Genomic DNA, 24,606 nt, shown 5'->3' with positions numbered 1-24,606 from the left:
CTCACAATGGGTTAATCAGTACCTACGTTGAGGCAGCCGCGCCTGCGTTAGCAATACGACGAGAATAATAACGACTCATGAGCGACGAAATCACCATCAATCAAGACGGTATCGAACAGCTTCCTATGCGGAAGTTCACCGAAGATGCTTATCTGAACTATTCCATGTACGTCATTATGGACCGGGCCCTACCGAATATCGGTGACGGCCTGAAGCCGGTGCAACGACGTATCATTTACGCCATGTCTGATCTGGGACTCAGTGCCACCGCCAAATATAAAAAGTCGGCGCGTACTGTGGGTGATGTGTTGGGTAAGTTCCATCCTCACGGCGACTCAGCGTGTTATGAAGCCATGGTGTTAATGGCGCAGCCCTTTTCTTATCGATACCCATTGATAGACGGCCAGGGTAACTGGGGCGCACCGGATGATCCCAAGTCGTTCGCCGCTATGCGGTATACCGAAGCGCGTCTGTCAAAATTCAGTGAAGTATTACTCAATGAACTCGGGCAGGGCACTACCGATTGGGTACCTAATTTCGATGGTACGCTGGACGAGCCTAAAGTGCTGCCATCGCGTTTACCGCATATCCTGTTAAACGGGGTAACGGGGATTGCGGTGGGTATGGCAACCGATATTCCACCGCATAACGTGCGTGAAGTAGCCAATGCCTGTGCCCGGTTACTGGATAATAGCAAGGCAGAATTATTCGAACTACTGGAAGATATTCAGGGGCCGGATTTTCCCACTGAAGCGGAAATTATTACGCCGCGCAGTGAAATTCAGAAAATGTATGAATCTGGTCGTGGCAGTATAAAAATGCGTGCGGTGTACCACGAAGACAATGGTGATGTAGTGATTACTGCATTACCGCATCAGGCGTCGGGTGCGAAAATCCTCGAGCAGATTGCAGGTCAAATGCAGGCTAAAAAGCTGCCAATGGTAAGTGATTTACGCGATGAATCCGACCACGAGAATCCCACAAGACTGGTGATTGTGCCACGTTCAAACCGGATTAACGTAGAACAGTTGATGCAGCATTTGTTTGCTACCACGGATCTTGAAAAAAGCTACCGGGTAAATTTGAATATGATTGGTCTGGATGGACGTCCCCAGGTTAAGGATCTGCGTACGATTCTGTCTGAGTGGCTGGTGTTCAGAAAAGATACCGTTACCCGACGTTTGCAGTATCGTCTCGATAAAGTACTGGCGCGTTTGCACATTCTTGAAGGCTTGCTGATTGCCTTTTTGAATATCGATGAAGTCATCGAGATTATTCGCTTTCACGAAGAACCCAAAGCGGAATTGATGCGCCGCTTTAGCCTCAGTGATAAACAGGCTGAAGCCATTCTGGAATTAAAGTTGCGCCACCTGGCAAAACTGGAAGAAATGAAAATCAAAGGCGAGCAGGAAGAACTGGCTGCCGAACGGGATCACTTACAACAATTACTTGGCTCAGATCGTCGTTTAAAATCGCTGATTAAGAAAGAGTTGCTGGCCGATGCTGAAACGTATGGCGACGATCGGCGTTCACCCATTGTGGAGCGCTCAGAAGCGAAAGCGCTGAGCGAAAAAGAGCTGGTACCCAGTGAGCAGGTAACGGTCGTATTGTCTGAGAAAGGCTGGGCGCGCTGTGCTAAAGGGCACGATATTGACGCTAACGCATTAAGTTATAAGTCGGGCGATGAGTTTCTTGCCAGTGCCATGGGACGAAGTAATCAACCTGTGGTGTTCCTGGACACATCCGGCCGGGCGTTTGCCTGCGATGCGCATGCCTTACCGTCGGCGAGAAGTCAGGGCGAACCGCTTACTGGACGTTTCAGTATCGTCGCTGGCGAGCAATTTGCTCATGTGTTAATGGGCAGTGACGACAGTAAATACCTGATTGCGTCGGATGCGGGGTATGGTTTTGTGGGTACGTTTGCCGATATGGTAAGTAAAAATAAAGCCGGCAAGGCTTACATCAATTTATCTACCGGCGCCAAAGTGATTGCTCCACAGGCCGTTGAAAATCTTGAAACCGACTGGTGTCTGGCTATCTCTAACGAAGGGCGAATGCTGATGTTCCCGCTTCGGGATTTACCGAGCCTGGGTAAAGGTAAGGGCAACAAGATCATCAGTATCCCGTCTGCCAAAGCGCAAACTCATGAAGAATATGTGAAAGTGTTGGCAGTCGTGCCAGAGGGCAGGTCGGTGAAATTGTCTGCTGGCAAGCGCAGTATGACGCTTACTGCAGAGGATCTGTCTCATTATCAGGGCGAGCGTGGGCGCAGAGGAAACAAACTGCCTCGCGGTTTGCAACGGGTAGACGCCCTGGAAATCGAATAACGGCATGTCCGGCTGTTAAATTAAGAATATTAAAAGAAAAATGCGCCGAACAGGCGCATTTTTTTTGTGCTTTTACCGTGCTCATCTACACTTTGAATAGATGCAAATTAGTCCTGTGTCAGGGTTGTTTAAGTTAGGAGTTGATTGTGCTTGGGATAGTCTTTACCACGTTAGTGGATATGCTAGAGGAAAAAATTTCACCGGAGTTTGCTGATGAGGTGCTGGTAGAGGCCAATCTGCAAAATGATGGTGCATATACCGCCGTTGGCTATTACCCCTTTTCCGAAATGGAAAAGATACTTACGGTGCTGGTAAATAAAACCGGTCAGTCAGTTGATCAACTTCTATATGGCTTTGGTGAGCATTTGTTTGGTGTACTCGCCGGGGCGCACGCAGAGGTAATGACAGATAAAATGACGGTGCTGGAGGTACTGGACAGTCTGGATAATGATATTCATGTTCAGGTGCGCAAGTTGTATCCAGACGCCGATTTGCCTTCCTTTAAAGTACTGGCGCGCAAAGAAAATGTTATCGAACTTGAATATTACTCTCAGCGTGATTTATACAAGCTGGCGGAGGGTTTGATTGACGGGGCGGCAAAGTATCTTGGCAATACCGTAACACACGAGGTGACGCCAACCAGTACCCCCCATACGTATATTATCCGGGTAACAATGGATTAGCCGTGCCAGTTTCGCCACAGGACCCGGGAGCAGACATAGCGTTACTAAATCGCAGGTTAAAGCGCGAGAAAGCCGCGCGGCAACAAGCGGAGAAACTGCTAACGGAGAAAAGCAGGGCGCTGTATTTAGCGCTCCAGCAAAGTCAGGCCAATCAGGAAAAACTGGAGCTTGCCTTGTGGGCAAGTCAGGAGTCTTACTGGGAGTGGCACGCTGAAGATGATAGTTTTGTTGTTAAGTCCTTTGGCTTACATCGAAAACAGGTGAAGCAATCCAGACACAACGCAATTGCGCTGCTTTCGTTGATCCACGAAGATGATATGTCGGCGATACAATTTCAGTGGTCATTGGCCGTACACAGTCTTTACGATGATATCGAAGTCACTTTCCGCATCAAGGCTCGTCATGGATATCAGTGGATGAGATCGAGAGGGAAAGTGCTCAGAAGAGATGATAGCGGTGCGGCTCGTTACATTGTTGGAACCAGTAAAGACATTACCCAGCAGCAACGGGCAGAGCAGTCGTTTCAGTTAATGGCCTCGGCATTTTCGAGCTCCAGAGAGCCAATGCTGGTGCTGTCTACCGATTTTGTTATTACCGAAACAAATGAAGCATTCCTGGCGTTAACAAAACTCACTACCAAATCGGATTGCGAGCAGAAAAGCCTAACGGTGTTTCTACCCGAAGCAGAAAAACAGCTTGGTCGACTGCCACAGTTAGGACAGCTGCAGTTTGATACGCAACTGGTTACCTGCGCCGGGCAATTAATACCAGTGGATGTATCATTGGCGATGTTTGAATCTCGTCAGCAAAGTTCCCGGTATTTGATTGCCACGATTCGGGATATCAGTGAACGCAAGCAAAACGAAGCGCGGCTGCGCGAACTGGCTACGCACGACGATTTAACCGGGCTTAAAAACCGACTTGGTCTCAATGCTGCACTGGCAGACTTAACCGAGTCTAACAGACCCTATTCGCTGGCGTTCATCGACCTGGATGGATTCAAAGCTATCAATGACCTGGCCGGCCATGATGCAGGGGATCGTTGTTTAATTGCGGTAGCCAGTACGCTTTGTTCAATATACGAGGACAGCGCCATCATCACCCGCTGGGGAGGCGATGAGTTCCTGATAGCCATTCCAGGCGAAGACCAGCAGGCATGTGTCGCGTCTAGCCAGTCATTGATCAAGTCACTTGAATTGCTTAACTTCGCACTCAACGACAGCGATATAAGCCTGTCTGCCAGTATTGGTATTGCCAGTTTCCCTGAACATGGCGACAGTGTAGAAGACATTATTCAAAATGCAGACGCCGCCATGTACCAGGCCAAAACATCCGGCAAAGGCCAGGTATTTGTATACTGTCATGGCCTGATCGAAAGCATGAAAGAGCAGGTGACCTTGCTGACGGATTTGCGCAGGGCAATCCGAACGCGTGCACTGGATTTTTACCTGCAGGGTAAATTCAGTTCTACCGGCAGGATGATTGGTGCTGAACTGTTGTGTCGATGGTTCTCACCGCTACATGGCATGGTGAGTCCGGGAACGTTTATTCCCCTGGCAGAAGCACATGGCCTGGACGACCAAATTGGCTTGATGGCGCTGGAGTCTGCGTGTGAGTACATTGCCATGATGGAAGCCGAGGGTTTAAGTGTGCCCATGTCGGTAAATATCAGTGCTAATCAGTTGTTGGAACCAGGTTTTGCCGCTGTGGCACTTGCGTTGTGTGAAGATCATGTCGTGTCACCGCAATTGATTGAAATAGAAATCACAGAATCTATTTTTATAAAGGATCAATCAAATGCCTGGCGGGCACTTACCGAGTTGCGCAACGCCGGTTTTGTGTTGTCGCTGGATGATTTCGGCAGTGGTTTCTCATCGCTGAGCTATTTACGCACCTTTCAGTTCGATATTATTAAAATTGACCGCTCACTGGTCAGGGATATCCATCGTTCAGCAAAAGCGTTGTCGCTGTTAACCGGCGTGGTGAAAATGCTAAACAGTCTGCAGTATGAAGTGCTTATTGAAGGAATAGATGATCCGGCTTACATACCGCTACTGGAGGAGATGGGGATTTCGGCGTTTCAGGGGTTCTTGTTTGAAAAGCCCATGCCTTACGACCAGTTTATTTACAAACATGCACGGTATCCGATGGCCGTGGAGGAATAAATACGCGGCTATTGGCGGGCAATAACCGCGTGGAAAGTTTATTTGGCGTTGGTACTTTCGAAGATTTTGTCAGCTGAGGCCTCAACAAAGCCCTGATACAACTCGCCATTTGGCATAGTGTAGCGCTGTGCGAACTCATAAAAACAACTTGGAATGGTTAACGTGGTGTCACTGAATTCCAGGTCGATTTTATCTGCCATAGTAGAAGACTGAGCCAAAAAGACCGACTCGCCGCCCTTTATTTCACCGCCCACCGTATTCAGAACAAAGCCAGCGTCTTTAAGTAAGGTGTTAACCTGCTCAAGGCTGTCACTGTGGGTTAAATGATTTACGCTCACGGTGAAGTGGTTAGCTCTGAAGCCCCACGCCGCTAACCAGCCAGCGTATTCAGACTCGCTAATTAACGCCTGGTATTCTTCAGTAGATAATTGCCATTGGCGCCCTGAGTAAAGGAAATTATCAGCCGTTACCACGTCTGCCGACATCTGCGCTACTAACCCCTTAATGATCTGCTGAGCACCTTCCGACAATTCTTCCACACGCAATTGGCTAATAAACACCTTTGGCTTGGTGGTGTCAGGGTGCTCAAAGTGTTTGGCATCCAGCTTTTTAGCTTTGAAGTTGTATTCGCCCTTGGCTTCATAACCCAGTGCCAGAAAATGCGCGGCCAGCTTATCCAGGTTTGTTTTGTCCAGGTTGAATGTACGAAACGCTACGTGATCATTCACGATGTCGGGACTGCTTTCTTCGCCGGCCAACAACTCGTGAATACGCTTCGCACTTGGGGTAATTTGCACATAATCCTGCCACATATTGGCAAACAGGGTACTGATATCGTTGTGCATGATGTTCTGTCGTTCCTTTATATTTTTAAATTGTTAGACCCGGGTTAAGTGTGCCCGGCAATGTTACTTTGTCCAGCTCAACTGACGCTACAGGATAAGCGCAGTAGTCGGCTGCGTAGTAAGCACTCGCTCTGTGATTACCGCTTTCGCCAATGCCCCCGAATGGAGCCGCACTGCTTGCGCCTGTAATTGGACGGTTCCAGTTAACAATACCTGCCCGGATATGCTGGAAGAAGTGCTGATAGTCTGATTCGGCGTCACTGAGCAAGCCGGCAGATAATCCGAAACGGGTGTTGTTGGCCTGTGCAATCGCGGTGTCGAAATCGGTGTAGCGGATCACTTTGAGCAGCGGACCGAAGTGTTCTTCATCCGGCATGCTGTCAACGATAGCCGTTACGTCAACGATGCCTGGCGTGACAAACCCGGTTGATTCATCTGTGTGAACAAGTGGCAGCAACGCAGTTGCACCTAGATCCAGCAGCGATTGCTGTGCCGCAGCCATGCCCTTTGCCGCTGCCGCGCTAACCATAGCGCCCATAAAAGGTTGTGGCTCGGCATCGTAATGACCAATCTGAATGGCCTTGGTTGCTTCAATTAGTGCAGCCATCAGGTTGTCTCCCTGCGGGTTGGCAGGAATAAACAAGCGACGCGCGCATGTGCAGCGCTGACCGGAGGTAACAAAAGCAGATTGAATAATGTCATGCACGGCTGCTTTAGTATCAGCCACATCAGTAATGATGAGCGGGTTGTTACCACCCATTTCCAGCGCCAGAATTTTACCCGGATGACCGGCAAATTGCTCGTGCAGGATTTTACCGGTACGCGAGCTACCCGTGAAGAACAAGCCGTCCAGTTGTGGGTGGGCCGCCAGTGCTTTACCAGTTTCTACTTCACCCTGTACCAGATTCAGCACACCTGCCGGGATACCAGCTTGCTCCCACAATTTCACAGTAGCTTCAGCAACGGCAGGTGTTAAATCACTGGGTTTAAATATAACGGTATTCCCTGCAATTAACGCAGGTACAATGTGACCATTTGGCAAGTGACCCGGGAAATTATAAGGGCCAAATACCGCTACAACGCCATGGGGCTTGTGGCGGATAAATGCTTTACCCACTGGCATAGGATTTTCAACTGTACCCGTGCGTTCAAAATAGGCTTTTTCGGAAATAGCGATCTTGCCAATCATGGCAGCCACTTCAGTAGCTGTTTCCCACAGTGGTTTGCCGGTTTCCTGGGCAATGAGCGTTGCCAATTCTGATTTATTGGCGGCCAACAATTCACCGAAGCGCTTTACAATGGTAAGACGCGCTTCAACCGTGAGGGCAGACCAGGCAGGTGATGCGGCTCTGGCAGCGTTAACGGCACGGCTCACTTGCTCGGCTGAAGCGGCGTTGCCGTGCCAGAAAACGTGATTCTTGGCTGGATCAGTGGAGCTGATAGAGGCACCCTGGCCCTCAACCCACTGACCATTTATAAAATGTGTAGTTGGCATAATTCTGTCCTGATGCTTGTAATAGTGTTAATCCCGCGGGGTGACCGCGGCAAAGCGGATTGCACCGCCTTCGTCAACGTTAAGAGCGGCTGCGGCCTTATGAGATATCACGGCAATATCGGCCTGACTGTCATACTGAACATCGGCAACCACGGCCCTAAAGCCTTTAACTGACGTGTTGATGATGTAGCATAATTCGCCGTCTTGTGCGGCAGACTGATCGTCAATGTGCACTGTAGCGCGCCTGCTGCGCTGCGCAGTGCGTATATGACTTAAATTCGCTTCTACCGTGGGGCCGCCATCAAAGATGTCTACGTATCCACGACCAATGAAGCCTTCTTCCTGTAATAAGCGCAGTGCAGGCTCGGTTTTTTTGTGCACCTTACCAATTACGTTTTGAGCATCCTGACTCAGCAGGTTTACGTAAATGGGGTATTTGGGCATCAGTTCGGCGATGAACACCTTGTTGCCAATACCGGTCAGGTAATCCGCGGTAGGGAAATCCATTGAAAAGAAATGGGCTTCCAGCCACTCCCAAAAGGGAGAACGGCCGTTTTCGTCACTCACTCCGCGCATTTCTGCAATAACGGTATCGGCAAAGCGTTCGCGGTGTTCCTGCATGAACAGGAATCGCACTTTAGAAAGGAACCGGCCATTGAGGCCTTTACGGGCACTTTCACGTAAGAACAGCGTACAAATTTCACTTACGCCGGTGTAGTCGTTACAAAACGTCAGGATCTCTACCGTGTTGTGAATGTTCAATTCGCGCGACGCGTGTACTACCTTACCAACATGATAATGGTAAAACGCGTCATCGGTACCAACGGCGGCTTCTATACCTGCTGTACCTACTACTTCACCAGTAGTGACATCTTCCATGACAAACAAATAGGATTCGCTGTGAGGCTCGGACACATCCTTACCAAAAGAGCTGGTTGACCTGTCGATTTTGCGCTGCAATAAGCTTTCGTTCACCGGCAATGACGTGAAGCCAATGCCGGATTCCACTGCAATCGCATACAGCGCAGGATAATCGCTTTGTTGTATGGGGCGAATAATGTACATGCTCAGCTCACTTACCGTTACTTGGCAGCGACTACGCTGGCAATGGCTTTTTCAAAGCGCACCAATCCTTCTGCAATATCCTCATCAGGAATAATAAGCGAAGGTGCGAAACGAACAACGTTGGCGCCGGCCACCAGACACATGAGTTGTTGTGCAGTAGAGGCGTCCAGGAAAGCCCGGGACTGACCAGCAAAATCTTCGTTTAACGCACAGCCTAGCAGCATGCCTTTACCGCGAATTTCGCTAAACACTTTGTGCTTATTATTGATGGTTGCCAGCGTATCGCGGAACAACTGTTCCTTGCGTTTTACGCCTTCCAGTACCGCCGGATCATTCACGATGTCGAATGTGCGCTCGGCTACTGCACAAGCTAATGGATTACCACCGTAAGTACTGCCGTGCGTACCCGGTTTCAGGTGTGAGGCAATTTCAGTGGTAGTCAACATGGCACCAATTGGGAAACCGCCGCCTAATGACTTGGCTGACGTTAGAATGTCAGGGATAACGCCCACGCCCATGTAAGCATATAAATGACCGGTACGGCCCACACCTGACTGCACTTCGTCAAAAATTAACAGTGCGTTGTGCTTGCTACACAGTTCACGCACACCCTTAATAAATTCGGGAGTTGGAGAGATGATACCGCCTTCACCTTGTAAAGGTTCCATCATTACTGCACAGGTATTGTCTGAAATCAGCGCTTCAAACGCAGCTAAATCATTGTAGGCACAGTGGTCGATCGCGCCTGGCTTAGGACCAAATCCGTCGGAATAGGCCGCCTGACCACCTACTGTAACGGTAAAGAAAGTACGTCCGTGGAAGCCTTGGTTAAATGCGATGATTTGCTGTTTGTGCTCACCGAACTTCTCCAGCGCATAGCGACGGGCCAGCTTCAGTGCGGCTTCGTTCGCCTCGGCACCAGAGTTGGCAAAATAAGCGCGCTCGGCAAACGTGTGCTCAGTTAATTTCTTGGCCAAACGCAATGCGGGTTCGTTAGTAAACACGTTGCTCAGGTGCCATAATTTATTGGCTTGTTCAGTCAGTGCTTTCACCAATTCAGGGTGACAGTGACCTAATGCATTTACGGCAATACCACCTGCAAAGTCGATAAACTCGTTGCCGTCCTGATCCCAGACTCGCGAACCCAGGCCGCGAACCGGCACCATACTGGCAGGGTTGTAGTTCGGTACCATGACTTCATCAAATAAACTCCGGGTTACGTGCATCTTTTCACCTCTAACTGTGGATAAGCTGGTGTTTCGTTTTATCAATTTGTTAACGAAATTCAGCGGAATAATGTGTATCAAAGCGTTCCAGTATGCCAGCATAAAACCCCTTTGTCTTGTCAATTCAGTACTCGCAAACACAGTAAAATCAAGGGTTACGGCTTGTTTTGCATAATATATGAATAACTATCCACGTAAATGAATAGGCTGGAAAATAATCAACTCAGAGGAAGCGACATGCAGGGCGCTGCTCCCTGATTTAAATGCGTGTAAAGATTAGTTTACGCCTGAATGATTATGAAAGGTGAGTGTCCAGGGAAGCGTGGCCGTTTAGTGCTTTCATCGGAGCACAATTAAGCAAATTGCGGGTTATATCGCCTAAATTGAAACGAAAAGGTGGCTACAGTTCAGCCACAACGGGTAATTGCGATAATGCTGTGCGTTGTAAGGATTCAAAGGTATCGGAGTGAATGGCACTGCCAGCCTGAAATACCCTTGCTTCATCTTCTAAGAACAGCTTGGCGTCACTGAGCATACGAAACTTGGTGTAATAGCGGCTCTGTTGCAGCGTCTTTGCCAGTGGGAGGATATCTTCCTCGTCGGGTTCCTGTAGGAATTGATGCAGGGGAGTGCTTAGATCAATACGTTTGAATACCATTTGTTCAAGCAGATGCATCGACAGCTTGTCGCTGTGCTGGTTCACCAGGCTGATACATTGGGCCGGATCGGGCAGCAACTGTGTAAGTGCACCATGCAGGTCGCGTAGTTTGGCTTTTTGCGCATGCTGTAGAAAATCAAAATGCACTTGTTCAAACAGCTTAAAGTACAGTTTTAAAACCACACTGCGGCCCAACTGGCTCAACATCGCCAGCAAGTAGGCATGATAGGGTTTGGCGCCAAACTGCGGGGCGATCTCTTTTGCCGTTCTGGCACAGGTTAGAGTGTACTCAACGGTTTTGTGTTTCACTTGTGGAAATGGATCGGTAATGAGCGGCACCGATTGTCTGAACATCAGTGCCGGCAATACCACTTTCACATTATCAATACCCATAAAGCTCAGTGCAGTTTTCAGGGTGTCCACTACAATCACCATGCCGCGGGCATCGCGTTTGCGATTCTGAGGGGCATTAACCAACTTTAATAGTTCATCGTACAACCAGGGCATACCAGCCGCTATGGCTTCTACTTTGGTTATGGTTGCAGAGGGTGTGGTGAGCAAGTCTATTAAATCGGTGGAATTGTCCTGCCAGTTGAGCTGTTTGTCTAATATGCCAGGTGTATCGCTTATTGCCTGGATAAACTTCTTCTTTATCAGCGTGTGCACCTGCTGATTGATTTGAGCCAGATATTCAGCTTTCACCTTCGCGGATTGAAGTTTGTCGCGTATAGCGGTTTTTTCTACCTTCAGCAGTTGCCTGCGGGTATAACTTTGCTCTGATTCCGCGTAACTCACCTCACCTGGTGCACGTTTGCCGATCATTTCATTTGCCCGCTCTGGCGCAATGAGCCAGTAGTCGAAACGTTCTGCAATGGACGGTGGCGCTAGTAATTGCTCAACCATAAGCGAAGGGGTTACTCCAAATTTTCTTCGGGTTGGAAATGAATTGGTATTGAACACATTACAGTGAGTATCGGCTGAATCCTAAATCGCTGCAACTTAATTACGGCTGCTCTACCGAAAGCCTGGCCTGATGCGGTGTTGAAATGTTCGCAAGTGCTAAAAAATTATCCAATACCTGATGACCATACTCGGTTAACAGCGACTCAGGATGGTACTGGAGCCCCCATATTGGTAAGGAGCGATGAGCAATTGCCATGATTTCGGGTACTGCGCCATCCTGGCTGAAGGCCAACGCCTCCAGACACTCTGGTAAACTCTGAGGTGATATTACCAGTGAATGATACCGTGTTACGGTAAAGAGCTCCGGGATATTGGCAAACAGCGGGTGGCCGTTATGCGCAACGGGTGACAGTTTGCCGTGCCGGATATGCTGCGCGCCAACCACCTGCGCACCAAATACCTGCCCAATCGCCTGATGCCCTAAACATACGCCGAGTAATGGCAACTTACCGGCAAAATGGCTGATGACTGACAGACTAATACCTGAGTCGTCTGGGGTACAGGGGCCGGGTGAAATCACAATGCCTTGCAAAGGCATTGCGGCAATGTCTTCCAAACTGACTTCGTCGTTTCTGACGACCTTTAGCTCACAACCCAGCTCAACAAAATAGCGCGCCAGGTTATGGCTAAACGAATCATAATTGTCGATGAGCAATAACAAGTGGTACTCGCAACTTGCTTACGGTTTTGCAATAAACCCGAGTGCTTCGTAGGTTGCGGCCAGGGTTTTACTGGCTTTCGCCTGTGCCTTGGCTGCACCATCTCGCATTACCTGGTTGAGATACGCCTGGTCTTCACGGAACTGATGGTAGCGTTGCTGAATAGGTTCAAGTAATGCTACTACTGCATCTGCTACATCGCCTTTCAAGTGTCCGTACATTTTGTCTTCGTACTCAGGTACTAAGGCTTCAACCGACTTACCAGTGGCCAGCGACAATAAGGTCAGCAGGTTACTCACACCAGCTTTTTCGACTGGGTCGTAGTAAATGCGGGCTTGTTCATCCGAGTCGGTCACGGCGCTCTTGATTTTTTTCGACAGCTTTTTCGGATCTTCCAACAACCCAATGTAATTTTTGGGGTTGGTGTCAGACTTCGACATCTTTTTGTCAGGCTCTTGCAAACTCATGATACGTGCGCCGAATTCCGGGATGTAAGGGTCGGGCAGGCGGAACGTATCGCCATAGATATTGTTAAAGCGTGTCGCTACGTCGCGGGTCAGTTCAAGGTGTTGCTTCTGGTCTTCGCCAACCGGTACTTTGTCGGCCTGATACAGCAGAATGTCGGCAGCCTGCAGCACCGGGTAGCTGTACAAGCCTACGTTGATATTGGATGCGTTTTTGGCAGACTTGTCTTTAAACTGGGTCATGCGATTGAGCTCACCCATCTGTGTATAACAGTTCAGTACCCAGGCCAACTGCGCGTGCTCAGGAACGTGTGACTGCACAAAAAGTGTGCTTTTTTGCGGGTCGATACCGCACGCCAGATAAAGCGCCAGGCCGTCCAGGCAGGCTTGTTTCAGTTTTTCAGGCTCCTGACGTACAGTAATGGCGTGTAAATCTACCAGCATGTATAAACAGTCGTGGTCGTCCTGCATGCTTACCCATTGCTTCAATGCGCCCATGTAGTTGCCAAGGGTTAATTGACCGGACGGCTGACAGCCGCTAAGTACGATTGGTTTTACACTCATGAATTATTACCTACTGTTATTACCGGGCGTTGACCGAAGCCAGTTCGTTGCGCATTTGCTGAATCACGGTGGCGTAATCAGGTTGATTAAAGATAGCTGAGCCGGCCACAAACATATCTGCGCCTGCTGCTGCAATGGCTGCGATATTATCGACTTTCACTCCGCCGTCAACTTCCAAACGGATATTTCGCCCTGAATCTACGATTCGTTGCTTAACTTCGCGCAGTTTATCCAGCGTGTTGGGAATAAATGACTGCCCGCCGAAACCCGGGTTTACCGACATCAACAAAATATGATGTAACTTTTCCATTACGTAATCGAGGTGAGAGAGTGGTGTGGCAGGGTTAAATACCAATCCCGGCTGACACCCTTTGTCGATTATTAATTGCAGGCTGCGATCTACATGCTGACTGGCTTCCGGATGAAAGCTAATCATGGTGGCACCGGCGTCGGCGAACTGTTCTATCAGTGCGTCGACAGGGGACACCATAAGGTGAACATCAATGGGGGCAGTAATCCCATAGTCCCGCAGGGCCTTACAAATCATTGGGCCAAAGGTGAGGTTAGGCACATAGTGGTTGTCCATTACATCAAAGTGGACTACATCGGCACCGGCTGCCAATACCTTTTCTACATCTTCACCCAAACGAGCAAAATCCGCCGACAAAATTGACGGAGCTATCAGAAAATCTTTCATACCTTACCTTTGGTTGTTCAGGCCCTGGCGCACAGCGTTTATTCAGCGCGCGGTGATCGGCTAAATTTTACCGGATTATGTGTGTGGGCAAAAGGTGAAATGCCGCCCTTTATTGGTGAGGGTGCACTATTGTGGTGCGCTTGGGGCGTCATGGAGTTCATGTGAATCTAGCAATGAAAATATTTTTTTAAAATAAAAATGTTTTTTATCAATAGTTTAAGTTTAATTTTGATGATTTTTTTGAAGGGTTTTAATTGGGCATCAAGTTTGCGTATATGCAAAACACAATAACAAGAACCATAGACAGAAAGTGATTTAAAAACACTTATGCAAAGTTAATTTACGGAGAACACACATGAAATTTAACAAAACATTGGTAACTTTAGCTGTTGTTGGGTCTTGCCTGACGTCTACTGCTGCCCTGGCGGATAGCGTATCGGCTAACATTAGCGTTACTAACAACTACATCTGGCGCGGTCTTACTCAAACCATGAACGAAGCTGCGGTACAAGGTGGTATCGACTACGCAAGCGACAGCGGCTTCTATGCTGGTACATGGGCATCTAACGTTAAGTACGGTGCAGACGATGTGTACTCTTATGAGCACGATATTTATTTTGGTTACTCAGGTGAGTCAGGCGACATTTCTTATGACGTTGGTTACCTGTACTACAACTACGACACAGAAGCTGGTTTCGACTTTGGTGAAATTTACGGTACTGTAGGTTATGGTAACTTCAGTGCAACGCTGTACGTGTTGGCAAATGCTGAGCCAGATGAAGAGCCAGGTCAGGACTTCGGTTTTGGTTCAACTACTTACTTATCTCTTAACTATGCTTATGCACTGGAAAACGGTACAGAAGTAGGTGTACATATTGGTTCTCACCAGGGTGATTTCTCTGAAGCGTTCAATGGCGTACCAGGAGACTACATCGATTACTCTTTGAGCCTGTCTAAAGACGGTTTCGGATTCATGATCAGCGGTACTGACCTGGACGATTCAGGTCCGGATGCATACGACAACGACAGCATGAAGTTCACTGTTTCTTACGCAGTAGATTTCGAACTGTAAGCGATAATCGCTTAAAAATTATTTGTTGTGCGTACGGGGCCATGCAGAAATGCATGGCCTTTGTACTTTTGGATGATCTTTTCGTTGCCACACGGACGTATCTGGTTATAATTACGCCAATGGAATCTACTGGGTAGATAAGTGAATGATTAAACAAAACCTCAAATGGCGGGTATCAAGCACAGTTTTAACTGTGGGCTTGCTGGTAGGTACATTTCACCTGGCAACGGATAGCCGCGAATTAACTGCAACAGAGTGTCAGCCTCCTTGCACAGATGTGCAACAGCAAGCCGAGCAAGTGAGCTGGATGAGCTGGTTAACAGGTCGCTCTACATCTTACCGATTCCACTATCTCGATCTGCTGGAATTGTTGTCTCGCCAGAAAGGCTCGGAAAGCGAATAAGCAATATGGCCAGTAAACCCGGTTTACTGCAAGTAGTGCAAAGCGTGTTAGCCAGTGCCTTTGGCGTGCAAAGTCAGAAGAAATATCAAAGCGATTTCTCTCAGCCGGATGCGAAAGTCTACATTGCGGTAGGTATTGTATTTGTGGTGCTGTTTGTCTTGTCTCTCATTGCACTTGTGCAATGGATTATACCCTAAACTACAAGCGCTAAGCCTTCGGCTTACTGATGGGCATGACTGGTGTGTCGTCGAAATACGCCAGCAACTCACTTACTGCATTGCGTTTACTGCCGTTTTGACTGATTGAGCGTTTCACATTTAATGTTGAAATGCGTGCGCCATTGTATAACTGGCGGGTTAACGGTAGATCGTGATTTGAGATCAGTACGGGTATGTCACGTTTGTATGCGGCGCGTTTGGCCAGGGTAGCCAACTTGTGCTGACACGCCAGGCTAAATTGCTTTGCAGCATAACTGGTGAATAGTGCCGTTTTACTGATGGGGGCATAGGGCGGATCGCAGTAAATCACACTGCCTTTGCGGGCGCGCTGAAACACCTTTTCAAATGGCAAACAGGTAAATTTTGCCTTCTGCGACTTTTCCGCAAACACATACATTTCGCGTTCGGGAAAATACGGACGTTTATAGCGGCCAAAGGGCACGTTGAACCGGCCACTCAAACTATAGCGACACAATCCGTTGTAGCCATGGCGATTTAAGTACACAAACAACAATGCTCTGTAATGTTCATCTGTCGTTTGGTTAAATTCTTCACGCAGCGCGTAATAGGTGGTCTCGTCGTTATTTTTCGGCGTGAAGTACGATTTCACATCATTAATCAGCGCATCTGGCTGCTGCTTTAGCAGGTTGTACAGACTGATTAGATCCGGATTAATATCGTTGAGGACATACTGAGGGTAATCTGAGTTGAGAAACACCGACCCGGCGCCAACAAAAGGTTCAATGAGTTTGTTCGCTGCTGGCAATTGCGCGTTGATTTTTTCTACCAGGCTGTATTTGCCTCCTGCCCATTTGAGGAACGCCCGGTTTTTATTAATTGCCATTATGTTAGTAACTACTCACTGACGATTTATTGATTATTAGTCTTCGTGTAAAGCATAGCCATGACAGCGCACATATTAAAAATGAAGCTGTAATACCAATTTACATAGAAGTTTCGACTCGCCCTCAGGGGTCACTCTGAGAGGGCAAACTTCTATGCGATTTGGTATATAACCTGTTTAACCCAGATAAACCATGATTGTAGCGACCACAGCGGATCCCGACAACCAGCAATTTCCAGAAACCGTAAAAATTTAGTTTGAAGCGTTGAGTTCGCGTTGGATTTGCCTTCCGGACTTCACAAAAACCGTATCCCGGCCTGGAAAAGCTGGCAGCGCTGCAATCATTCCTCTGGCCTGCTGCAAAGACGCCGCGCTGGTTTGCCATAACAGCACATACCAATCGCCGCCATAGCGTGTAGTTTTGTATACTGTTACGTTGGAGGTGAGATTGTGGTCGTTTAAAAAGCTCGTTGCCAATGGTAAGTCTTTCATACCTGCTATCTGAATATAATAGCTGGCTGCATCTACAGCCGACAACAGGCTTACGACAGAGGTATCGGCCGCGTCATTGCTGGTGATTGCCTCAGCACTAAGCGTTGCTTCGGGCTGTTGGCTGGGCATGGCGACACTGGCTTGTTCATGTGTATCTTCCTTCAGGCTAACATCCTGACTCTGCTCTGTTTTGGCCGGGTCAGACTCCGTTGCAGATGAAGTAGAAAGTGCAGTGGGCAAACTGGCAGCTGCCGTCAATTCGGGCACAGTATCTTCTTGTTGCTCAACGATTTCGGACTGCGTAGGCAGTGCGTTCATTGCGTCGCTGAAACTGCTTACAACTCGATTATTCGTTTGTTCTGCTTGCAGAGTTGTGTCGTCTGAGCTGTCGGTTTGCATCGGTACGCTAATGGTCTGACTGGGCAAGGATGCCTGTGAAGATAACGCTACTTCGTTTGCGCTATGCACATTCGCGCTATCAGAGTGCTGCTCAATAGGATTGAACAAAGTGCTTAGCGTGGCCCCATATTGCCAGCCTAATAAGGCAACAAAAGAGGAAATAAACACTGCACTGATTACCAGCCAAACCAACGGAGACCGAAGCCGATTCGGCCGTGTTTCTATATGTGCCAATCCTTTCGCTTGTCTGTAACGCTCAAATGCTGCTCTGCGCTGCGCCAGTAACTTGTCTACCTCGCTACCATAACTGTCACGGCTAACAGACTGACTGCTAATAAGTAGTGGTGTATCGGTATTCTTGGCGGGTAGCCATTGTTTGGCTTGTTCTGCCCATTCGGATTCGCCGAACAGTAAAACATTAAGGTGCTGCTTATTGTTGGCGAACCGGCTTTGTAGTACCAATTCCCACAATTCCTGTAAGAATTGGTTAGGTAAAAACTGCGCGTTGGTAATGGTGATCAGTACCGGGCCATTGTGATGATTAAGCTCGGCAAGTAGCTCATTGAGTGGCCTTACAAAGCTCCCGACCACTTGACCTAATAACTGACGGCACACATCGCGGCGATAATCCGCAACCTGCATAGTTTCGTTGGCAGTAATAAAGGCCAACTCAGTATTGTCGGCCTGTTGAAATACAAATGATTCAAGCGTGCGCTGCTGTTCTGCAATAGAGTCGCCGCTAACAAAAATTAGCTGAGACGAATAATTGACCAGATATTCCAGTCGGTCATGCAGTTCAGACGCCACGTTGTAAACCTTATAGCTTGTAATTAACCTGCTGGTTGGCTTAACAACTCTGTCAGTATGGCTTCACTGACGTTCTTTGTTACCACCGCGTGCCCGATACCTTGCGGAATGACAAAGCGAATGTGTCCGGCCTCAACTTTTTTGTCGCGAGCCATATGACGCATATAATCGTTGTAAGACATGGTGTTGGGTCCGGCAACCGGTAAATCAAATGCCTGTTGCAACGCCTCAACCCGACGGGTTTCTGACGGTGTTAGCCAATCCAGCTTCTCTGCTGTCTTGCAAGCAAGGATAATACCAGCCGCAACGGCCTCGCCGTGTAACCAGTTGCCATAGCCTTGCTCGGCCTCAATGGCATGGCCAAAGGTGTGTCCCAAATTCAGTAACGCGCGAATGCCACCTTCGCGTTCATCTTGGGCCACCACCTCTGCTTTTATTTGGCAGCAGCGGAAGATCGCGTGCGCTAAAGCGGATTGATCCAACTCCCTGAGCGCTTGCTGATTGGTCTCCAACCATTCAAAAAAGGCATTGTCGTAAATGATGCCGTATTTGATCACTTCGGCCATACCTGCTGAAAATTCACGTGCTGGCAGCGTGTTGAGCGTGTTGATATCAATAGCAACCAAAATGGGCTGATAAAACGCGCCAATCATGTTTTTGCCCAGCGGATGATTTACTGCGGTCTTGCCACCCACCGATGAATCAACCTGAGAGAGCAGGGTAGTAGGTACCTGAATAAAGGGTACACCCCGCTGGTAAGTGGCGGCCACGAAGCCACACAGATCACCAATTACACCACCACCCAACGCAATCAGTGTGGTATCGCGCGCAGCGTTCATTTCAAGCAATCGCGTCATCACCACTTCAAATTGCTCTAAGGTTTTGTATTGTTCGCCGTCGGGCAATGTGACTACATCTACCTGCTTGTCACCACAAGCCGCAATAACCTTTTCCAGATACAAAGGGGCAATGGTTTCATTGGTAACGATAACTGCCCGCGGACCTTTTATGTAAGGCACAAAAAAGCCGGCTTGGTTTAGTAAGCCGGCTTCTATCTGGATTGGGTAGCTACGATCGTCAAGTTCTACAGTTAAGATTGACACCGGGGTAGCTCCTAAAAAAATTTATAATCCGATTTTGCTGATGATTTGATTTGCCACTGCCCGGGCAGATTGATCATCGGTATCCACCACGTAATCAGCCACTTCTTCGTACAGTGGATTACGCTTTTCAGCCAGATCTCTTAATACCTGCTCTGGATCGTCCTTTTGTAATAATGGACGACGCTTATCGCGCTGAGTGCGGGCGACCTGCTTGTCGATTGTTGTTTGTAAATACACTACGATGCCGCGAGCCGATAAACGATTGCGAACTGCTTTGGTCATAATAGAACCACCGCCAGTTGCTAATACAATGCCTTGCTTATCGGTAAGGTCGTTAATGACAGTCTCTTCGCGCTTGCGGAAACCTTCTTCGCCTTCTAAATCGAAAATCCAGGTAATATCAGCGCCAGTGCGACGTTCAATCTCCTGATCAGAATCGTAGAATTCCAGATGTAATTCATCTGCTAAATGACGACCAATGGTACTTTTACCTGCGCCCATTGGACCAACCAAAAAGATATTACGTTTTTCAGCCATATTTGCTTATTTCACAACTCATCAATGTTAAGGGTGCGTTAACTGAGTTTCTCAACCACCCATTCACACGTGCTTATTTTGTTGCTAATAAGCACATATACTCAACCTCGTAAAAATTTCGAGAGCGGGATTATCTCAGTTTCTCAGACCGCTATGCAAGTGTTGTTGCAACATTGGGGTGGATGTTTTGAAATCAAGGGGGAAATCAACGCTGTGCGCAACAAAAAAACAGCAAAATTATGTTGCGGCTGACCAATACCCCTATTTTTCATAGGGGCTAAAGGTCCTCTGTTACAATTTTGGGGGTCACAAATATTAGTAACTCGCGTTTTTGATAAACAGTGGAACTGTTTCTGAATAGCGCGCCGACTACCGGTAAATCACCAAACAACGGTACTTTGCTAACGTCATTGCTGTTTACTTGCTGGAATATGCCTCCCAACACAATGGTTTCGCCATTCTCTACCAGTACCTGGGTTTTGATTTCCTGTGTATCAATGGCAACGGCATCGCCGGTTGCCGTTGCAACGGTTTCGCCTCGGGTATCCTGCGTAACCACCAGATCCAAAATAATACGATTATCCGGTGTGATATGAGGGGTTACTTTCAGACTCAGTACGGCCTTTTTGAATTCTACCGAGGTGGCACCGCTGGAAGTGGCTTGAGAATAAGGAATTTCAGTACCCTGCTCAATGTAAGCTTCTTGCTGATTGGCAACGGTGATGCGCGGGCTGGCAATGATTTCACCTTTGTTTTCCGTTTCCAGTGCCGACAGTTCTAAATCAAGAATAGTACCGTCTGCCAGGCTCGCAATTTGAAAACCAATTGCGCCTGCTGCACTGGTTACCGGTAAATTAACGTTCAGTCGGTCACTTAAATCAGGCACTACGCCACTTGCAATAGTGTCAGCGCCTTCCAGTGAACCTGAAATGCCGTTGTCGTCCTGACGGTCAGAGAATCCCCAGCGTACACCGAAGTCTTCTCCAACGTTGTCGCGCACAGTTACCATACGCGACTCAATAAGTACTTGTTTAACCGGAATATCCAGTGATGAAATTACTTTTCTGGCTTCATCAATGGATTCTATGGTATCGCGAACCAAAATGGTGTTGGTGCGTTCGTCTACGGTTACTGTACCGCGCTCGGTTAAGATGCCGCCGCTACCTTCACTGGCTTTCAGAATATTTGCCAGCTCGATTGCCTTTGCATAATTTACGGTAATGCTGGCTGAAGATAATGGAGCAAGTTGCGCTACCTGCTGGTCGCTTTGTAGTTTTTGCGTTTCCCGTTGCGACAATTCTTCGCTGGGCGCAATCAGCAGAATGTTGCCTTCACGACGCTTATCCAGACCTTTGATCTTCAGAATCATATCCAGCGCCTGATCCCAGGGTACCCCGGTGAGGCTAATGGTGACATTACCCGTAACGGTATCAGTAGTCACCAGATTAAAGCCGTTAACTTTGGCAATAATTTGCAGCACCTGACGAACGGGGACGTCCTGGAAATCCAGCGAAATCGGTTCGCCTTCATACTTACTGCTTGCCAGGCTGGCTACCTGATCGGCACTCATTGGAATAATGATTACCCGCAGTGTTTTACCATCCTGCTCTGTGCTGGCGGTTACTTTTCCTTCGTAGTTAAATACCACGCGCGATGATTCTTTTTCCTGAAAAGTCTCAATGCTGGTTACTGGCGTACCAAATTCTGTTACGTCCAATTCAACCAATTGGTCTTCACCTAATTCCGTTTTAGGTAAAGTAAGTACTAACTTTCCTTTTGCTTCAATAAGCTGTGGCTGACTTTTGCTGTTCGAAAACGTAAAGGTTGTTACCGCGCTTTGCTTTGCGCTGCGGGTAAAAGCAATGTCGTTTAACGCAGATTGAAAAACAGATTCTTGTGCGGCGTTGGGGTTCAGTAATTGAGGAGATTCCTGTGCGTTTAATTCCGACGCAACGACATTGGCAAGCAATAAGGTAACCGCCAGGCCAACCAGCCAGGTGCGGCGTTTACTGCGCTTGTTCAGTCTTTCGTTAAAGATATATCGCTTAGACATCTTATTTATCTCCTGCTCACGAACCCATCGCGAGCGTTGTTTCTTTGCGCTGCCAGCATCCGGTGCCATCCGGCACTAATTCTTCGATGATTACGCTGTTATTCTGAACGTTTATAATCCTGCCAAAAAACAACCCGATACGGTTACCCACCTTGGCCTGATACAAGTTGCCATCATTAGTTTTAAACAATACCCAATTCGCGCCGTTCGACCGGAAGCTACCGGTTAATTGCAACGCATCTATACCGTAAGATTCCAATGGCTCTCTTGTCCGGCTTAAATCTGGCTGGGTACAGTTCGCTTTGGTTTGCATAACTATGGGAGCCATTTCGCGTTTGGGTCGCATGAACGGGCTTCTGAATTCAGAGGCTCCGTAAATAAAAGCCGGTTGCTGCGTAAATTCAGGATATGGCTCAATACGAGATTGCGTAGTTTGCTTCACCTGATCTGTGTAAGCAACTAAATCATCCATTTGCGGAGCACAACCTGCTGTTAAGCCTACTAAAACCAATATAGCCAGCGAACGTAAGGGCTTCATTTTTTGTCCCCTTCGTTTTTGGTGTTTGCTGCGCGGTAGGTTTTAGCCAGCAAGCTCAATTTAAGGCCGTCTTGTTCGGCTTTCAGTTCAAAATCGTGCATGGTAACGATGCGCGGTAATGCTGCCACCTTTGACACAAACTCGCCGATATTGTGATAACCACCATTCACTTCGATTTTTATCGGCAATTCGGTATAAAACTCTTTAGGAATTTCATTTTCCCAGTTTATTAACCGGAATGTCAGTCCCGCGCTGGTACCTACGTATGTAATATCATCCAGCAGGCCGGGTGTTTCGTTGCGGGTAGGCAACGACTTCAGCATCGACGAAAAGTCTTCTTCAATTTGCGCCAGTTGTTTTTTATATGCAGCAAGGTTTACTGCCAGACGGTACTTGGCTTCAAACTGTAACTTGAGTTCGGCTTCCTGACGCTCTGCCGCGTCCAGCATGGGCAATTTGGGGCTGATAATGGCAAAGTAGCTGATTGCGCAAATCACTACCGCTACAAACAGCGAAACCACTACTTTTATTTCAAACGGCCATACCGCAACCTGTTCAAAATCCAGATCGTTCATTTCTTTCAGGCGAGACACATCAAACTTCATTTTTTGCCTCCCTTGGATTTTTGTTCAGCTTCGCGCTGAGCATTTGCAAGTACCTGGCTTATCGAGAAAGTCAGGGTGAACTCGCTTACCGAATCACTTGCACTGGTGTCCGCTACAATCGAAGACAGGTCGCCAGCACTGAAAACTTTGGAGCGCTCCAACTGACGCATAAACTCGGCCAGACGGTTGTTTGATTCACTGGTACCGCGTACTTCAATTTCTGCACCTTTGCGGATCATAGATTTGAAGCTCACGCCTGGGGGCACCAGTCGTGCCAGCTCATCCAACACGTTTGGTGTGATGTTTCGGCTGCTTTGTAACTGTTCAATCAGTGCCATGCGCTGTTCAATTGCCGCCTTGCTTTCCTTAATGCGTTTAATCTCGGCGATTTGGCTTTCCAGCGCGGTTATTTCATTTTGCAGGTATTGGTTACGGGTGTTTTGATTGCTGATTTGCGTTTCAATTACCTGGCCAACAATCCAAAACACCAGTCCACAGAATACGGCTACCAATGCCAGCGTTACCAGGAACTGTTGTTTTTGTTTTTGACGGCGCTGTTCACGCCAGGGAAGCAGGTTTATATGTGCCACGACGAAAACCCTCTGCTCGCCAATCCTGCGGCAATAACCATCATAGGAGCCAGCTGTTTAACCTGCTCAGGATTCACTTTGTCACCCATCTTCATTTGTGTGAAGGGGTCAAAAATATCAACGTCGATACCTAAATCCTGTTTAAGTGTTTCAACCAGTGCGGGCATAACGGCGCCTGCACCGCAAATCAGAATGCGGTCGGGACGGTCGGCGTGCACCGTACTCATGTACATTTGTAGCGCGCGGTTAATTTGTTGCTGAAGGTTGGCCGCAAATACCGGTAGGGTTGCGAGTTCCCAATTAGCCGGTAACTGCTGGTTTATCAGCTGCTCTTCGGTGTCTTTGCGATCCTGCATGTGGACGAGTGCCAGGTCCTGGATAAGCATATCCACACCAAAGTTATGTTCTTTGCTGTACAGCACCTGACCCGCCTGCCATACGCACATTTGCAGTAGTGATGCGCCGATATTAATGCAGCAAATCCGCTCATTTTCCGCTTTGTTTGGATAGAAATGGTCAATGGCATTGCCCAGTGCATAGCCTTCCACGTCTACCACCAAAGGTTCAAAGCCTTGTTCGCGAACTAGTGTAGAACGCAGCATCACAATATCCTTGTGGGCTGCAGTAAGCAGTACATTGACTTTACCAGCATGCGTAATACTCATACCCAGTTCTTCAAAGTCCAGGTACACCTCTTCAAGCGGGTAAGGGATAAGACTGTCGGCCTCTACTTCTATCTGGCCTTCCAGTTCAAAGTCGGTCTGATCGGGTTCCATATGGACTACTTTACTGATCACCGATGCACCCGCAACAGCAATAGCAGCGGGTTTGAGTTTACTCTTCATCGATTTTCTTACTTTGCGAAGCGCAAGACTCACCGCTTCCATATCGGTAATTTCACGCTCGCGAAACGCATCTTTAATTATGGGCTCGCAGGCAAAGGCAGACAGCGTGTAATCGCCGTCGCTACCTTCCAGCACCACTGCTTTAATACAACGCGTACCAATGTCGAGCCCGACAATGGGTGGTTGCTTCTTTTTAAACAGCGATTTCAACATATAAACCGTGCCTTTGAGTGCCTGCGTAAATTTCTACCATATGATGTTACTGAATTTTTTTCTATTAAATGGTTCT

Annotated in this window: 23 protein-coding genes; 6 read left to right on the top strand and 17 right to left on the bottom strand. The window is 48.1% G+C overall.

What is annotated here, in order from left to right:
* Positions 1-77 precede the first annotated feature (77 nt).
* The 3 genes from parC to FJ444_RS10290 all read left to right on the top strand — a co-directional run bounded on the left by parC (position 78) and on the right by FJ444_RS10290 (position 5,175).
* On the top strand, positions 78-2,327 hold the full coding sequence (parC, locus tag FJ444_RS10300; RefSeq protein ID WP_140958206.1) for a DNA topoisomerase IV subunit A: 2,250 nt from the start codon (positions 78-80) through the stop codon (positions 2,325-2,327).
* A gap of 146 nt (positions 2,328-2,473) precedes the next feature.
* Positions 2,474-3,010: a heme NO-binding domain-containing protein gene (locus FJ444_RS10295; RefSeq protein ID WP_140958205.1), complete on the top strand. Its 537-nt coding sequence runs from the start codon at positions 2,474-2,476 to the stop codon at positions 3,008-3,010.
* A 2-nt stretch (positions 3,011-3,012) separates the two neighbouring features.
* Positions 3,013-5,175, top strand: coding sequence for a bifunctional diguanylate cyclase/phosphodiesterase (locus FJ444_RS10290; protein ID WP_140958204.1), 2,163 nt, complete (start codon positions 3,013-3,015; stop codon positions 5,173-5,175).
* Positions 5,176-5,213: 38 nt separating this feature from the next.
* On the opposite strand, the gene FJ444_RS10285 is transcribed toward FJ444_RS10290, so the two are convergent.
* The 8 genes from FJ444_RS10285 to rpe form a co-directional block, all read right to left on the bottom strand.
* Positions 5,214-6,020, bottom strand: coding sequence for a DUF1338 domain-containing protein (locus tag FJ444_RS10285; RefSeq protein ID WP_140958203.1), 807 nt, complete (start codon positions 6,018-6,020; stop codon positions 5,214-5,216).
* A gap of 25 nt (positions 6,021-6,045) precedes the next feature.
* Positions 6,046-7,518: a succinylglutamate-semialdehyde dehydrogenase gene (gene astD / locus FJ444_RS10280; protein ID WP_140958202.1), complete on the bottom strand. Its 1,473-nt coding sequence runs from the start codon at positions 7,516-7,518 to the stop codon at positions 6,046-6,048.
* A 24-nt stretch (positions 7,519-7,542) separates the two neighbouring features.
* Positions 7,543-8,580, bottom strand: coding sequence for an arginine N-succinyltransferase (gene astA, locus FJ444_RS10275; RefSeq protein ID WP_140958201.1), 1,038 nt, complete (start codon positions 8,578-8,580; stop codon positions 7,543-7,545).
* Between the two features lie 17 nt (positions 8,581-8,597).
* Positions 8,598-9,806 carry an aspartate aminotransferase family protein gene (locus FJ444_RS10270; RefSeq protein WP_140958200.1) on the bottom strand — a complete coding sequence of 403 codons (1,209 nt, stop codon included), beginning with the start codon at positions 9,804-9,806 and terminating at the stop codon, positions 8,598-8,600.
* A gap of 400 nt (positions 9,807-10,206) precedes the next feature.
* Positions 10,207-11,367 (bottom strand): HDOD domain-containing protein, encoded by a 1,161-nt coding sequence (locus FJ444_RS10265; protein ID WP_140958199.1) that lies wholly within the window; start codon positions 11,365-11,367, stop codon positions 10,207-10,209.
* Positions 11,368-11,467: 100 nt separating this feature from the next.
* On the bottom strand, positions 11,468-12,088 hold the full coding sequence (locus tag FJ444_RS10260; protein ID WP_140958198.1) for an aminodeoxychorismate/anthranilate synthase component II: 621 nt from the start codon (positions 12,086-12,088) through the stop codon (positions 11,468-11,470).
* 18 nt (positions 12,089-12,106) lie between these two features.
* Positions 12,107-13,114, bottom strand: coding sequence for a tryptophan--tRNA ligase (trpS, locus tag FJ444_RS10255; RefSeq protein ID WP_140958197.1), 1,008 nt, complete (start codon positions 13,112-13,114; stop codon positions 12,107-12,109).
* A 19-nt stretch (positions 13,115-13,133) separates the two neighbouring features.
* A complete protein-coding gene (gene rpe, locus FJ444_RS10250; protein WP_140958196.1) occupies positions 13,134-13,811 on the bottom strand; it encodes a ribulose-phosphate 3-epimerase in 678 nt (225 codons plus the stop codon).
* A gap of 355 nt (positions 13,812-14,166) precedes the next feature.
* On the opposite strand from rpe, the gene FJ444_RS10245 reads away from it, so the two are divergent.
* The 3 genes from FJ444_RS10245 (at position 14,167) to FJ444_RS10235 (ending at position 15,483) form a co-directional block, all read left to right on the top strand.
* Positions 14,167-14,883, top strand: coding sequence for a TorF family putative porin (locus tag FJ444_RS10245; protein WP_140958195.1), 717 nt, complete (start codon positions 14,167-14,169; stop codon positions 14,881-14,883).
* Positions 14,884-15,028: 145 nt separating this feature from the next.
* Positions 15,029-15,286: a hypothetical protein gene (locus FJ444_RS10240; protein ID WP_140958194.1), complete on the top strand. Its 258-nt coding sequence runs from the start codon at positions 15,029-15,031 to the stop codon at positions 15,284-15,286.
* Between the two features lie 5 nt (positions 15,287-15,291).
* Positions 15,292-15,483, top strand: coding sequence for a DUF2970 domain-containing protein (locus tag FJ444_RS10235; protein ID WP_140958193.1), 192 nt, complete (start codon positions 15,292-15,294; stop codon positions 15,481-15,483).
* A 10-nt stretch (positions 15,484-15,493) separates the two neighbouring features.
* Here the strand turns inward: FJ444_RS10235 and FJ444_RS10230 are convergent, their stop codons facing one another.
* The 9 genes from FJ444_RS10230 to pilM all read right to left on the bottom strand — a co-directional run bounded on the left by FJ444_RS10230 (position 15,494) and on the right by pilM (position 24,527).
* Positions 15,494-16,348, bottom strand: a complete 855-nt coding sequence (locus tag FJ444_RS10230; RefSeq protein WP_140958192.1) for a Dam family site-specific DNA-(adenine-N6)-methyltransferase — start codon at positions 16,346-16,348, stop codon at positions 15,494-15,496.
* A 252-nt stretch (positions 16,349-16,600) separates the two neighbouring features.
* Entirely contained in the window at positions 16,601-18,046 is a 1,446-nt protein-coding gene (locus FJ444_RS10225; RefSeq protein WP_140958191.1) for an SPOR domain-containing protein, read from the bottom strand.
* 23 nt (positions 18,047-18,069) lie between these two features.
* A complete protein-coding gene (gene aroB, locus FJ444_RS10220) occupies positions 18,070-19,149 on the bottom strand; it encodes a 3-dehydroquinate synthase (RefSeq protein ID WP_140958190.1) in 1,080 nt (359 codons plus the stop codon).
* Between the two features lie 21 nt (positions 19,150-19,170).
* A complete protein-coding gene (aroK, locus tag FJ444_RS10215; protein WP_140958189.1) occupies positions 19,171-19,686 on the bottom strand; it encodes a shikimate kinase AroK in 516 nt (171 codons plus the stop codon).
* A 277-nt stretch (positions 19,687-19,963) separates the two neighbouring features.
* Positions 19,964-21,739, bottom strand: coding sequence for a type IV pilus secretin PilQ (locus tag FJ444_RS10210; protein WP_140958188.1), 1,776 nt, complete (start codon positions 21,737-21,739; stop codon positions 19,964-19,966).
* A gap of 16 nt (positions 21,740-21,755) precedes the next feature.
* Entirely contained in the window at positions 21,756-22,277 is a 522-nt protein-coding gene (locus FJ444_RS10205) for a pilus assembly protein PilP (RefSeq protein ID WP_140958187.1), read from the bottom strand.
* Positions 22,274-22,882, bottom strand: coding sequence for a type 4a pilus biogenesis protein PilO (locus tag FJ444_RS10200; RefSeq protein WP_140958186.1), 609 nt, complete (start codon positions 22,880-22,882; stop codon positions 22,274-22,276). The genes FJ444_RS10205 and FJ444_RS10200 overlap by 4 nt, the downstream gene beginning before the upstream one ends.
* Entirely contained in the window at positions 22,879-23,472 is a 594-nt protein-coding gene (locus FJ444_RS10195) for a PilN domain-containing protein (protein WP_140958185.1), read from the bottom strand. The genes FJ444_RS10200 and FJ444_RS10195 overlap by 4 nt, the downstream gene beginning before the upstream one ends.
* Positions 23,460-24,527, bottom strand: a complete 1,068-nt coding sequence (gene pilM, locus FJ444_RS10190) for a type IV pilus assembly protein PilM (protein WP_140958370.1) — start codon at positions 24,525-24,527, stop codon at positions 23,460-23,462. Before pilM ends, FJ444_RS10195 begins: the two co-directional genes overlap by 13 nt.
* Between the last annotated feature and the right edge of the window lie 79 nt (positions 24,528-24,606).

Source organism: Aestuariibacter sp. GS-14 (genome assembly GCF_006494365.1).
Lineage (GTDB): Bacteria > Pseudomonadota > Gammaproteobacteria > Enterobacterales > Alteromonadaceae > Alteromonas > Alteromonas mangrovi.
Note: the sequence above shows the minus strand (reverse complement) of the source record. Positions and strands in the feature narration are given on the sequence as shown.